General features: G+C 70.4%; 15 protein-coding genes. 11 read left to right on the top strand and 4 right to left on the bottom strand.

The window, feature by feature from the left end; translation table 11 throughout:
* The first annotated feature begins 275 nt into the window (after positions 1-275).
* From ACZ6BG_RS10930 to ACZ6BG_RS10880, 11 genes are all read left to right on the top strand, one after another.
* Positions 276-1,232, top strand: a complete 957-nt coding sequence (locus tag ACZ6BG_RS10930) for a hypothetical protein (protein ID WP_468999596.1) — start codon at positions 276-278, stop codon at positions 1,230-1,232.
* 106 nt (positions 1,233-1,338) lie between these two features.
* Positions 1,339-2,049, top strand: a complete 711-nt coding sequence (gene cpaB, locus ACZ6BG_RS10925; protein ID WP_468451276.1) for a Flp pilus assembly protein CpaB — start codon at positions 1,339-1,341, stop codon at positions 2,047-2,049.
* Positions 2,050-2,115: 66 nt separating this feature from the next.
* Entirely contained in the window at positions 2,116-3,831 is a 1,716-nt protein-coding gene (locus ACZ6BG_RS10920) for an AAA family ATPase (RefSeq protein WP_468999595.1), read from the top strand.
* Positions 3,828-4,274, top strand: a complete 447-nt coding sequence (locus ACZ6BG_RS10915; RefSeq protein ID WP_468999594.1) for a TadE family protein — start codon at positions 3,828-3,830, stop codon at positions 4,272-4,274. Before ACZ6BG_RS10920 ends, ACZ6BG_RS10915 begins: the two co-directional genes overlap by 4 nt.
* A gap of 5 nt (positions 4,275-4,279) precedes the next feature.
* Positions 4,280-5,620: a CpaF family protein gene (locus tag ACZ6BG_RS10910; protein ID WP_468999593.1), complete on the top strand. Its 1,341-nt coding sequence runs from the start codon at positions 4,280-4,282 to the stop codon at positions 5,618-5,620.
* 31 nt (positions 5,621-5,651) lie between these two features.
* Positions 5,652-6,599, top strand: coding sequence for a type II secretion system F family protein (locus tag ACZ6BG_RS10905; protein WP_468451284.1), 948 nt, complete (start codon positions 5,652-5,654; stop codon positions 6,597-6,599).
* A 40-nt stretch (positions 6,600-6,639) separates the two neighbouring features.
* A complete protein-coding gene (locus ACZ6BG_RS10900; RefSeq protein WP_468999592.1) occupies positions 6,640-7,530 on the top strand; it encodes a DUF5936 domain-containing protein in 891 nt (296 codons plus the stop codon).
* A 274-nt stretch (positions 7,531-7,804) separates the two neighbouring features.
* On the top strand, positions 7,805-8,002 hold the full coding sequence (locus ACZ6BG_RS10895; RefSeq protein WP_380845098.1) for a hypothetical protein: 198 nt from the start codon (positions 7,805-7,807) through the stop codon (positions 8,000-8,002).
* 53 nt (positions 8,003-8,055) lie between these two features.
* Entirely contained in the window at positions 8,056-8,616 is a 561-nt protein-coding gene (locus tag ACZ6BG_RS10890) for a pilus assembly protein TadG-related protein (RefSeq protein ID WP_468999591.1), read from the top strand.
* A 32-nt stretch (positions 8,617-8,648) separates the two neighbouring features.
* Positions 8,649-9,251 carry a hypothetical protein gene (locus tag ACZ6BG_RS10885; RefSeq protein ID WP_468999590.1) on the top strand — a complete coding sequence of 201 codons (603 nt, stop codon included), beginning with the start codon at positions 8,649-8,651 and terminating at the stop codon, positions 9,249-9,251.
* A gap of 2 nt (positions 9,252-9,253) precedes the next feature.
* Positions 9,254-9,904 carry an OmpA family protein gene (locus tag ACZ6BG_RS10880; protein WP_468999589.1) on the top strand — a complete coding sequence of 217 codons (651 nt, stop codon included), beginning with the start codon at positions 9,254-9,256 and terminating at the stop codon, positions 9,902-9,904.
* A gap of 218 nt (positions 9,905-10,122) precedes the next feature.
* On the opposite strand, the gene ACZ6BG_RS10875 is transcribed toward ACZ6BG_RS10880, so the two are convergent.
* From ACZ6BG_RS10875 to ACZ6BG_RS10860, 4 genes are all read right to left on the bottom strand, one after another.
* Positions 10,123-10,251 carry a hypothetical protein gene (locus tag ACZ6BG_RS10875; RefSeq protein ID WP_468999588.1) on the bottom strand — a complete coding sequence of 43 codons (129 nt, stop codon included), beginning with the start codon at positions 10,249-10,251 and terminating at the stop codon, positions 10,123-10,125.
* The gene (locus tag ACZ6BG_RS10870; RefSeq protein WP_468999587.1) at positions 10,248-10,523 is read right to left on the bottom strand and encodes a DUF1905 domain-containing protein; all 276 of its coding nucleotides are present in this window, start codon (positions 10,521-10,523) and stop codon (positions 10,248-10,250) included. The genes ACZ6BG_RS10875 and ACZ6BG_RS10870 overlap by 4 nt, the downstream gene beginning before the upstream one ends.
* 9 nt (positions 10,524-10,532) lie before the next feature.
* Positions 10,533-10,907, bottom strand: a complete 375-nt coding sequence (locus ACZ6BG_RS10865; protein ID WP_468999586.1) for a VOC family protein — start codon at positions 10,905-10,907, stop codon at positions 10,533-10,535.
* A 212-nt stretch (positions 10,908-11,119) separates the two neighbouring features.
* Positions 11,120-12,373: a serine hydrolase domain-containing protein gene (locus ACZ6BG_RS10860; protein ID WP_468999585.1), complete on the bottom strand. Its 1,254-nt coding sequence runs from the start codon at positions 12,371-12,373 to the stop codon at positions 11,120-11,122.
* Positions 12,374-12,584: the final 211 nt, after the last annotated feature.

The raw sequence follows: 12,584 nt of genomic DNA, 5'->3' as shown, positions 1-12,584 counted from the left end.
CCATTGGGGTTGTCAAGACTTCTTGCGCGACCGGGTGCGCGCCGGGCGGGCGGGCCCGCGCGAGCCGCCACGAACCGCCCCCGGTGGCCCGTGGACCGCGGGCGATCGACCCTCCGGACACTCCGGCGAGCACAAGCAACACGACAACCCGGAGGTGAACAGTGCGAAGTTGGGTGTTAGCCAGGGCTCCGCGTGGATATGGTGCACAGTCAGAGGCGCACGTGAACGTGGGCGTGCGGACGGGAGCGTGAGGACTCGGAGCCGGGGGTGTGCGCATGCCGACCGCGATAGCCGTCACCAGCCCCGGGCTGGTGCTGCCCTCGCCCGACCGGCACACCCCGACCGCCGCCGTCCTGCAGAGCGCCGTGCAGGCCGCGCGGGGGCACGCGGGCAAGGGGCACGCCGCCAAGTCGGCGGTCGCCAAGGCCTCCGCCGGGAAGACGAAGGCGCAGGCGTCCCAGGCACAGTCCCTGGACCAGGCGCTCACCGAGATGCACACCCTCATCGAGCACCACGGCTACGTGATCGTGCTCTGCCCGTCCTCCGCCCCGCCCGCCGTCCTGCACCGGCTGCACGCCATCCGGTCCGTCCTCGAGAGCGACCGCATCGCTCTCGTGCGCAGTGACCTGCCGCCGCTCGGGCTCTCCGTCCTCGCCCTCCAACTGCGGCAGTTGTCGATATGCGACTTCAGCCCAGGGGTGCTCGCCTGCGCCGCCCGGCTGCTCAGCCACTACATCTACGCGGGCGCCCTCCTCGGCTCCGTCGCCAAGCTCGACCGGGTGCCGGTGACGCTGCGGTCGCACACCAAGTCATGGGTTCCGGGAGCGCAGTTCGCGGTACTCGCCGCGCCGCGGCCCGAGCTGGTGAAGGTGGGCGGCGACGGGCTCCCGGCCGGGCCCGGGTTCAGTACGAAGCTGCTGTACGCGGCCGGACAGCTCGCCCCCGACTGGGTCGTGGACACGCTCGCGCCCGCGTGGAACGTCCAGGGTTGCGCCGACATGGAGCTGCCCGCGGAATCGCCGCGCTGGTGGGCCACCGGCAAGCTCGTCGAGTTCGCCGCCGCCATCCCGGACATCTCCGTGCTCTACCAACTGGTGTCGTCCGTGCGGAGGGAGGACTGCCACTGGTGCGGCCTCGAACTCATCGGTGACCGCTGCGCCTTCTGCGCCGCCCCGATGCCGTCCGCCGCGCCCGAACCGGCGGTGCACGCCCTGCCCCGCGGCGGGACCTAACGCCGAACCCGCCCGCGTACCCACGCGTCCGACACCCACGCACCACCCCGCTCACTGTCCGTAGCCACACGCACTCGCTGCACGAACGAGGTAGGTAGTCCGGCCCATGAACTCACGCCAGCGCCGAGGTGTCATCCTGCTGGTCCTGTCGGTCCTGTGCGCGCTCGGCGCGTTCGCCGGGGTGCTCTCGGTGATCCGCGACGTGAACTCCAAGGTCGGGCCCGAGGTCGAGGCGTACGAGCTGAAGAGGGACATCGCGCCGTACAAGGAGCTGGCGCCGGACCAGTTCAAGAAGGTCGAGATGCCCGAGCGGTGGCTGTCCGACAACGCCGTGACCAACCTGCGGGAGATCCGCGGGAAGATCGCCGTCACGCAGTTGCGGAAGGGCTCGCTCCTTCAGACCGACATGATCGTGAAGCGGCCCCAACTGGAGCCGGGACAGCAGGAGATCGCGATCATGATCGACGCGGCGACGGGCGTGGCGGGCAAGATCACACCCGGTTCCACCGTCAACATCTACGCCACCTTCAAGGCCGAGACCGACCGCGGCAAGGACCAGTCGAAGGTCATCGTGGAGGGCGCCAAGGTCATCGACGTCGGGAAGCTGACCGCCCTCGACAGTGACCGTGACGACCGCAGCCGCCGCCGCGACGACGAAGCCGTGCCCATCACGTTCGCCCTCGACACGCGGGACGCCCAACGCGTCGCGTACGCCGAGTCGTTCGCCTCCCACGTGCGGCTCGCCCTGGTCGGGCAGGGGGGCGAGGCCGATGTGCCGCGCGGGGACCGTACGTACACCCTGGACGAGGACAAGTAAGGGGAGCAGGCCTATGTACGTGCCCTCTCGTCGCACCCGCCGGGTCAGGACCCGGGGAGGCCGCGCGTGACCACCCGCATCCTGCCCGCCGTCGGTGACGTGGACGCCGCCCGCGCCCTCACCGGCCTCGCCGCGCAGCTCCCCGACGCCGAACCCGCCGCGCCCGTCACCGACTCCACGGCGCTCCTCGACACCCTGGCCCGGCTCGCCGCGGCCTCCCTCGACGAGCTGCCCGAGGTCGTCCTCGTCCACGAACGCATCGCGCCCGTGCCCGCGCTCGACCTGATCCGCGACCTGGTCCTGCGGTTCCCGGCGGTGGGCGTCGTGCTGGTCACGGCCGACACCAGCCCGGCGCTGCTCACCGCCGCGATGGACAGCGGTGCCCGCGGCATCGTCACCTTCCCGCTCGCCTACGACGCCCTCGCCGAGCGGGTGCAGGCCGCCGCGGCCTGGTCGAGCGGGATGCGGCGGCACCTGGGGTCGAGCGCCGTCGAGCTGTACGGCGGCGGGCCCGGCGCCGCGGTGCCCGGCGGCGGGCAGGTCGTGGCCGTCACCGGCGCGAAGGGCGGCGTCGGCACCACCCTCGCCGCCGTCCAGCTCGCCCTCGCCGCGCAGGCCTCCGGCCGCAGCACCGCGCTGCTCGACCTGGACCTCCAGTCCGGCGACGTCGCCTCCTACCTCGACGTGCAGTTCCGCCGCTCCGTCGCCGACCTCGCCGCCATCAGCGACATCTCGCCACGTGTCGTCCAGGACGCGGTGTACGCCCACGAGTCCGGCGTCGGCCTGCTGCTCGCCCCGGCCGACGGCGAGCGCGGCGAGGAGATCACCGACCGGGTCGCCCGGCAGACGGTCAACGCGCTGCGCGGACGGTACGACGTCGTGGTCGTCGACTGCGGTACGTACGTCACGACCGCCACCGCCACCGCCGTGGAGATGGCCGACCAGGCCGTCCTCCTGGTCACCCCCGACGTGGTCGCCGTGCGCGCCGCCAAGCGCATGGTGCGGCTCTGGGACCGGCTCCAGATCCGCAAGGCGGAGGAGACGGTCACGGTCGTCAACCGCGCCGCCCGCGGTGCGGAGATCCAGCCGTCCCTCGTCTCCCGCGTCACCGGCACCCGCGCCGCCCGCGCCACCGTGCCCGACGCCCCCAAGGAACTCCAGGCCCCCGTCGACGCCGGCCGCCTCCAGGACCTCGACAGCAAGTCGACGGTCAAGCAGGCCCTGTGGGGGCTCGCGGGCGAACTCGGCCTGGTGGAGCCGGAGTCCGCGGGGCACGGACGCAAGGGCGGGCGCGGGACGCGGCGGCTCGGGAAGTCGGAGCGGGGGCGGGGCGACGGTCCCGGGAGCGGTGCCGGGGGCGGGGGTGGGGGTGGGGGTGGCGGCGGCGTCGGCGTCGGCAAGGACGGGCTGCGGTCCGACCGCGGTGCCGTCACCCTCGAATTCGCCGGGATGTTCCCGCTCCTGCTCACCGTGATCGGGCTGCTCTGGCAGTGCGCCCTGTACGGCTACTCGTACTCGCTCGCCGGGAACGCCGCCGACGAGGCGGCACGGGCCGCGACAGCCGCGGCGGCGGTGCACGGTGACGCCCAGGGCGCCTGCCAGGCCGCGGGCAAGGACCACCTGCCCGGCGCCTGGCAGGACGCCGACATCGGCTGCGCGCCGGAGGGCGACGTGTGGAAGGCCCACGTGGACGTGGAGGTCCCGCTGTTCTTCCCGGGCGTCGACGCCGGGTGGACCGTGAACGCGGAGGCGGGGGCGGCTCGCGAGGGGGACTCGCCGTGAGGCGCGGGGTGCGGTGGCCGGGGGCGGCCCTCGGCGTGCGCCGGGCCCGGGTCGCCCGCCGCCGGAACCACCCCCGGCCCCGCCGCCCCTACGACGACGCGGGCGTCTCCATCCTCGAATTCGCCGGCTTCCTCCCCATCCTCCTCATCGTTGGCCTCGCCGCGATCCAGCTCGGCCTCGTCGGCTACGCCGCGAACCAGGCGGGTTCCGGCGCCCGCGCCGCGGCCCGGGTCGCCTCGCAGGGGGAGGGCGGCGGGCAGGCGGCCGGGTACGCCGCCATGCACGACGGACTCGGCGCCGACGTGGACGTCGAGGAGGGCGGCGAGACGTCGACGGCGACCGTCACCGTCGAGGTCCCCACGCTCCTCCCGTTCGTGGACACCGACTGGACCGTCGAGAAGTCCGTGACGATGCCCAACGACGACCCCGAGGCCGGAGGCTGACCCGGATGAGCCTGAGAGCCCGTATCGCCTCGCCCGCCGACGCGGTCACGCCCGACCGCGACGAGGGCCTCGTGGCGACGTACCGCGCGAAGCTCCTCGAAGAGATAGACCTGGCCGAGATGTCGTCGCTCGCGGCGGCCGACCGGCGGCTGCGCCTGGAGCGCGTGCTCAACCACATCATCAGCCGCGAGGGCCCGGTCCTCTCCTCCTCCGAACGCGCCCACCTGGTCCGCCGCGTCGTCGACGAGGCCCTGGGCCTCGGCGTGCTCGAACCGCTCCTCGCGGACGCCTCCATCACGGAGATCATGGTCAACGGCCCCGACTCGATCTTCGTGGAGCGCGCGGGCCGCGTCGAACAGCTCCCGCTGCGCTTCGCGTCGAACGACCAGCTCATGCAGACCATCGAACGCATCGTGTCGACCGTCAACCGCCGCGTCGACGAGTCGAATCCGATGGTCGACGCCCGCCTGCCCACCGGCGAACGCGTCAACGTCATCATCCCGCCGCTGGCCCTGACCGGCGCGACCCTCACCATCCGCCGCTTCCCGCGCGCGTACACGCTCCCCGAACTCATCGGCCTGGGCTCGCTCGACGAGCACATGCTGATGCTGCTCGCCGCGTTCGTACGGGCCCGCTTCAACATCATCGTCAGCGGCGGCACGGGCTCCGGCAAGACGACCCTCCTCAACGCCCTCTCCGGTCTGCTCCCCGCCCACGAACGCATCATCACCATCGAGGACTCCGCGGAACTCCAGCTCCAGCAGGACCACGTCATCCGCCTGGAGTCGAGGCCCCCCAACGTCGAGGGCAAGGGCCAGATCACCATCCGCGACCTCGTACGCAACTCCCTGCGCATGCGCCCCGACCGCATCATCGTCGGCGAGGTCCGCGGCGGCGAGACCCTGGACATGCTCCAGGCGATGTCCACGGGCCACGACGGCTCCCTGGCGACCGTCCACGCGAACACCGCCGAGGACGCCCTGATGCGGCTGCAGACCCTCGGCTCCATGTCCGAGGTGCAGATCCCCTTCGAGGCGCTGAAGGACCAGATCAACTCGGCCGTCGACGTCGTCGTCCAGCTCGCCCGGCACGCCGACGGCTCCCGCAAGGTCGCCGAGATCGTCCTCCTCGTCTCGCACGGCCGCGAGCACTTCCGCATCGCCCCCGTCACCCGCTTCGTGGCCCACCCGGTCGGCCCGGACCGCATCGTCCACGGCTACTTCGAGCATCTGCCGCTGCCGCGCCCCGTCGCGGAGAAGCTGTACGTGGCGGGCGAGCCGGTGCCGCCCGCCTACGGCGTGGCCGAGGCCGTCGACGTACTGAACACCAGGGAGGCGATCGGCTGATGGACACGAACACGAGAGAATCGATCGGCTGATGAACAACCCCACGCTGCTGGCCCTCGGCGCCACGCTCCTCACCGGCACGCTGGCCGTCGCCGGACTCCAGACGTACGCGTCCGGGCGCGCCCAGCGCCAGGCCCTGGAGGACCGTCTGGCGGGCGAGGGCTCGCGGCCGGCCCTCGAGGGCGGCGGCCGCGTCCGCCGCTTCACGGCCGTGGACCGCCGCCTGCGCCGCACCCGCGTCGGCCGCGAGCTCCAACTCCGCCTCTCCGCCACGGGCCTGGACCTGACCCCCGGCGAGTTCTTCACGTACGTCATGGCGGTCGTCGCCGCCCTCTGGCTGATCGCGGCCGCGTCCCTGGCCCCCTTCTTCGGCCCCATCGCCGGGATCGTGGCCGTCTGGAGCGCGGTCATCTTCCTCAACTGGCAACGCCAGAAGCGCATCGAGGCCTTCATCAACCAGCTCCCCGACGTGGCTCGCATCCTCGCCAACGCCACGGCGGCGGGCCTGGCCCTGCGCACGTCCCTGGCGATGGCCGCGGAGGAACTGGAGGCCCCCGCGGGCGAGGAACTCTCCCACGTGGCGCACCAGCTCACCCTGGGCCGCTCGATCGACGACACCCTCGAGGAACTGGCCCAACGCCTCCCGTCCCGCGAATTGATAGTCCTAGTAACCACCCTGGTCCTCTCCAACAAGGCGGGCGGGTCAGTGGTGAACTCGTTGCGGAATCTGACCCAGACCCTGGAGGACCGCAAGGAGACCCGGCGCGAGGTCCGCACGATGCTGTCGGAGGTCCACGCGACGGCGTTCACGGTCCCGCTCCTGGGCCTGGGATCGTTGTTGCTGATCAACTCGTCGAACGAGGGCGCCCTTGAGCGCGTGACCGGCTCCCCCCTCGGCCAGACCCTGATCCTGATCTCCCTCGGCCTCTACGCCGTCGGCTTCTTCGTGATCAGGCGCCTCGGAAAGATCGAGGTGTGAGGGTGGACGCCACACGCGTACGAGGGGAGCTGGGGCCCCGATGACCGCACTGCTCCTCGCCGCCCTCATGGCCCTGGCCGTGGCCGGCGCCGCCCAGGGCATCCGCATGTACCGCGCGGAGGCGAAACTCCCGGCCGACCTCGCCGTCGCCCTGGAGGTGGGCGCGTCCCGCGTCTCGGTGGCAGGCGGCGCGGTCGACCGCCTGGGCATGCGTTTCGCGCCACTCGTCCTACGCCTCATGGGCCCGAAGCGCGTCACCGCCAAACGCCGCCGCATCGACATGGCGGGCAACCCCGGCGGCCTCACGATCGACCGCTACGCGGCGCGGAGGGCGGTGTATGGCGTGTTCGGGGCGGTGCTCGGCCTGATCTTCCTCACCAACGGCCAGCCCCTCTTCGCGGCCCTGACCTTCGCCTTCGGCGCGGTGGCCGCTGACGCCCTGATCTGGCAGGCCGTACGCGAACGCCGCGAGGTCATCGACCGCACGCTCCCCGACTTCCTGGACGTCCTCGCGGTGGTCGTGTCCGCGGGCCTCGGCTTCCGCCAGGCCCTCGACCGCGTAGCCGAAAAGTACGAGGGCCCTTGGGCGGACGAACTCCGCATCACCCTCCGCCAGATGGACATGGGCGTGAGCCGCCGCCAGGCCTTCGACGAACTACGCAAACGCAACTCCTCGGAACAGGTGGCCCAGTTCGTCTCCGCCCTCCAACAGGGCGAGGAACTAGGCTCCCCCATCGCCGAAACCCTCATCCAACTAGCCACCGACATGCGCCGCACCGACGCCCAGAACTCCCGCCGCCGCGCCGCGAAGACAATCCCGAAGGCGACGATGGTGACGCTCGTCTTCATGCTTCCGGCGACGATGATCCTGATCGCGGCGGGGATGTTTCTGGGGTCGGGGTCGGACTTCGGGTCGATTTTGGGACGGTGAGAGTGGTCAATGTCTTCCCGGAAGCAACGCGCGAAGGGCGTGGCGGAGAAGTTTGCGCGCCGCCTCACCGCACATCGGCGAATACGCCAACCTGCTGCGTGCGGGGGCGCAAGCCGGTTGCGCGGACGGCCTCTTGGGGCAGTTGTTGTGTCGTACGGTGCGCGCGAGCATGTGCGCGTGATCGGCCAGTTCGGCCGGTTCGGTCAAGTTGTCGGTATCGGGTGGGAAAGAAGGGTCGTCCGTCATGCTGAAGGATCGCGTGCTGGGAGCGTGGATGACGTGGACGCTGACGGTGGCTTCCCGGGTTCGGGGGATGCGGGGGAGCGAGCGGGATCGGGGGGCGGGGTTCGTGGAATACGCGGGGTTGATGATTCTGATCGCCGGGATCTTCGTCCTCATCGACGGCCTCGGCCTGGACGGACAGATCTCCGGAGCCATTCAGGACGCCGTGTCCGACGTCATCGGCGGCTGAGGCGGGCCCGACTCCGCAGTGACGCGGGCTCGACTCTGCCCCTCTACATCTGGTTGACGGGAATCATCCTCTTCGTCGCACTCGCGTTCTTCGCCTTCGCCCAGGCCGCCTCGGCACGCAACGGGGCCCAATCCGCGGCGGACGCTGCGGCGTTGGCGGCCGCGCAGGACACCCGCGACGAACTGGTCGAGGGGCTGGGCGAGGCGATTGCCTCAGGGGAAGAGGACGAATGGCTGGACTGGCTCGAGGGTGACATGGCCACGGGCGAGGGTGCGCAGGGAGCGGCGGACGCCCTGGCTGCGGAAAACGACGCGTACGTGAGCGATTTCGGAGGGACCGAGGTCGAGGGCTACCCGGGCTACGACGTGGAGGTGACCACCAACTACACCGTCGGGGACTCGATCATCCCGGAGACGGAGGGCCAGCACGCGAAGGCCGACGCGACCGCCGTTATCAAGCCCCGTTGCGATGTGGCCGAGTCAGCCGATCCGGAGAAGGCTGTGGAGTTCGTCTGCGACGGTGATGATGTCCCCATCGAGATCGACCCGGACGACTTCGACCTGGACGACCTCCCGGACGCCTCGACGCTCTTCTCCGTACATCTGGCCAACTGACAAGCGAGCAGAGAGAAAAGGAAGCCGTAGCGATGAAACTTCGGCGCACCATGAAGACCCGCAGGGCTATGACCGCGGTGGCGATCACGACTGGGCTGGTCCTCGCGGTGGCCGGCTGCGGCGGAGGTGACGGCGGGGACGACGACTCGAAGAAGAACCCTTCGTCCGAGGCCCCCAAGAACGACCAGAACGGTGACGAGACACAGGAGGAGGAACAGCCGCAGTCCTCCGACGAGGTGCTGGCCGAGGTCAAGGGCGAGGAGAGCATCACGCTGACGGTCAAGTCGGCGGTCCGGGACGAGGGCGGCTTCGTCACGGTCTCCGGCACCGTCACGAACAACGGCAGCCGCTTCTTCGCGGCGGCCAACTGGCGTGGCGAGGAGCGCGAGCTGAACAAGAACGGCTCGTCCGTGGCCGGCGCGAACCTCGTCGACGGCAAGGGCAAGAAGCGGTATCTCGTGCTGCGTGACACCTCGGGCCGCTGCCTGTGCACGAAGTTCACCGGCGGCGTCAAGCCCGGGCAGACCAGCGACTGGTACGCACAGTTCCCCGCCCCGCCGGAGGGGACCAGCGATATGACCTTCCAGGTCGGCGCGATGCCCCCCGCCCTCATCGAAATCTCCGAGGGCGAGTAGCCATGACCCGCTCCCGATCCCTGGCCACCGCCACAGTCACCACCCTCACCGCCTTCCTCCTCCTCGCCCCCACCCCCGCCGCCTGGGCCGACGACGAGGACCCCAGCGCGCCCCCCGGCAGCTCCACCACCTCCCCGCCCCCCAAGGTCGACTCGAACAGCCCCGGCCTGAAGCTCGCCGACGGCGCCACCCTCGCCCCCGCCAAGGTCCTCGACATCAAGTCCGTCGTGGAGGACATGGGCGGCGAGGAGCGCCGCGAGGACACCAACACGGACGTGAAGTTCGCGCTCCAGGCGGAGGTCCTCTTCCCCAAGGACAGCCCCAAGCTGAACCCGGAAGCGGCGGCCCGCATCAAGGCGATCGCTGAGGAGGCCAAGGCCCAGAAGGCCACGGACGTCCGCGTCTTCGGGTTCACGGACAACCTCGGCTCGTACGGCCACGGCAAGAAGCTCTCGAAGGACCGCGCCGAGGCGGTCCACGACGAGCTGGCGACCCACTTGGGCCCGGAGGTCACGTACGCCGTGCGCGGCTACAGCGAGGACTATCCGATCGCGGACAACAGGTCGGAGGAGGGGCGCAAGAAGAACCGGCGGGTGGAGGTGTCGTTCCCGCGGGGCGCTTCGAGCGGTCCCTCGGCGGAAGGCGGCAGCTGAAGGAGGGTCTCGTTTTTCGTGGCACAGTCTCAGCCGTGAGGGGTGAGCAGGCTGGGGGTGCCGTATGCCGGTATCGGCTGAGGCGGACGGGGTCGTACCGTACGTCGAGGCGTCGTGCGTGGAGGGCAAGTGCGAGCGTGAAGCTTTCCCTTGATCCTGGACACCTGGACACCTGGACACCTGGACACCTGGACACCTGGAGACTGGGACCTGAGGTTTCAGAGGAAGTAGCACCAGGTGGGAAACAAGTACGCGAAGCGGTACGCGGAGGAGTTCAAGCGGGACGTGATCGCGCCCGTCGATTCCTCGGGCAGGATGGTCACCGCCGTGGCCCGGGAACTCGTCACTTGATGCGTTCCTCGAGTTGGATGGTGACCTTGTCGCCGGGGCCCTTTCCGAGCAGCTCGCGTACGGCGGTCTTGACGGGCAGCTTGTGCGTGCCGTCGCCCAGCGCCATGAAGGAGCTCCGGAATGGGTGGCCGTCGATCGTCCCTCGGATTTTCACGAGCCCGCGGGTGCCGAAGTATTCGGCCGATCCGGGCATCACCACATAGGTCCAGCCGCCCTTGTTCGGGCTTTTCTGCAGGGTCGCGGTGAACTCTTTGTCCAGTGCGGTCATGGCGCGCTCCTATTCGACGACAACCAGGATGTTGCCGTCACGGTCCCGAAGGGTGAACATGGGCGGCACTCCAGGCCACTGGAGCAGCTCGTCCACGTCGGCCTCCTGCTCCTTGAGACGTGTGTGGACGGCCGGGACGTCGCCGGCGTTGAGCCTGATCCCGGTGTCGACGCCGGTGGGCTCGCCGGGGATCAGCGCGATGCTGGTCACAGCCCCGACGGGGGCGACGGTGATCCAGCGCCCGCCGATCTGCTCCAGCGGAACATCCATCCGCTTCTCCAGCCCCAGGACGCCGACGTAGAACTCGACGGCCTTGTCCTGGTCGCTGACGGGAACGGCGACGGTGCCGATTCCGGTGATGCGTGCCTGGTCGTGCTCAGCCATCTGTGCTCTCCCCGGTGTGGTGGATTCACCCACTAAGACCGGCGGGCCCGGCAAAACTCATCGCTCCACCCCTCTGAATCCGTCCCAAGAAATCACCCGAACATCCCGGCCGTCGGCGGCCGCTCACTACCACGCAGGGCACACGATGTTCGAGCGAGTCAACGCGAGCCCCGGAGCTGACTGGACGCGTGTCAGTCAGCGGTCGCCGCGCATCAGCCTGGGCCGATGACGGCCCGGGTCTCCTGCTCGACGATCTCCCACAACGGCGCGCCGTCCTGGTTGGTGAGGATGACGCCGACCCAGCCAGTGTCGGGATAGATGGTCCAGTTGGCGCCGACGCCGGGGTTGGCGCCGGCGCGGCTCCACACCCACTGGCCGCTGACCAGGCTGACCGGCACCTGGTAGGCCCCGAACGACGCGTCGGCGGTGGCTGCCCGGCGGGCCAGGCCGCCCCCCTCGGGGGCCAGGGGGATCTTGGGTCCGGTGAACAGTTCGGCGTAGTGCCGGTCCAGCACTGTGCCGTCGCCCAGCGCACGCGCGAACCGGACCAGATCTGGGGCGGTGGCGAAGCCGCCGTCCCCAGGGGCATCGATGAAGGCGCGGCCCGGGTTCTTGCCCCGTACATACGGGTCTGGACTGCCCTTGTCCAGATTCCGGACCGCGTCCACGTGGCTGCCGTCGGACAGCGCCATGTACGGGTGCGCGATGTGCTGGTCGGTGAGCCACTGCGGCCTGGTGTAGAACCCCGAACCGGTCATGCCGCAGCGCTTGAAGATGTTCTCCTGGACGTAGTCCCAGTAGGTCTGGCCGGTCACGGCTTCGATGATCTGCGCGGGAATGGCGACCTCGGCGCCTGAGTGACTGCTGGGTGTGCCGGGAGGAGCCTCCGGCGTCGCCTGCCGGGCCCACTGCTCGTAGAACTCGTGCACCTCCTTCCGGCTCTGGAAGATGCGTCGCACGTCCTCATCCGGGGTTTTCATCCCGGAGGTGCCGGTGAGCAGATGGTGGATGGTGATCCGCTCGGCGATCTCCTTGGCGTAACCCGTCAGGTGAGTGCCCACCGTGTCCGACAACTGCAGCTGGCCCCGCTGCGCCAGCTGCAAGATGGCCACCGCGTGGAACGGCTTGCCCGCCGAGCTGAGGCTGAACGCGGTGTTCTCGCCGTTGGGGACCCCCTTTTCCTTGTCGGCCATGCCGTAGCTGCGCGACAGCACCGTCCGGCCCCGGTGCGACAGCATCACCACGCCGGAGAACCTGCCCTCGGCGGCCAGTTTCGCCACGTACCGGTCGTAGGCTCCGCCGGGCCGGGTGTCCGGCGGGATGCCGGAGCCGGCCGGGGCCGCATCGGCGCGGGCGGGCCGGGCGCCCACCAGCGGCGCGCCCGCCGCGACCATCCCGGCGGCAGCCAGCCCGCCCCACCCCAGCAGCCGCCGCCGGTCGACACCACCTACGGAATCCGAATCCATGATCACGGTCCTTTTCTGATCGACGAACTGACCGTGCCTCCACTCAAGACGGACGACTGTTGCTGTGGCGTATGCGTTTTTCGATACGCCCGCGATACACCCGGCCCCCCACTCCCCAGCACCTGGAACATGGATCGGCCAGACGAGGGGCGTGGACCCGTGCGGCGACGACGGAGTCGCTGGTGGGGTTCGAGTCACGGCTGGAGCGGGA

The sequence above is a fragment of the Streptomyces sp. NPDC041205 genome (assembly GCF_055591765.1).
This window is presented reverse-complemented; position numbering and strand designations above follow the sequence as displayed.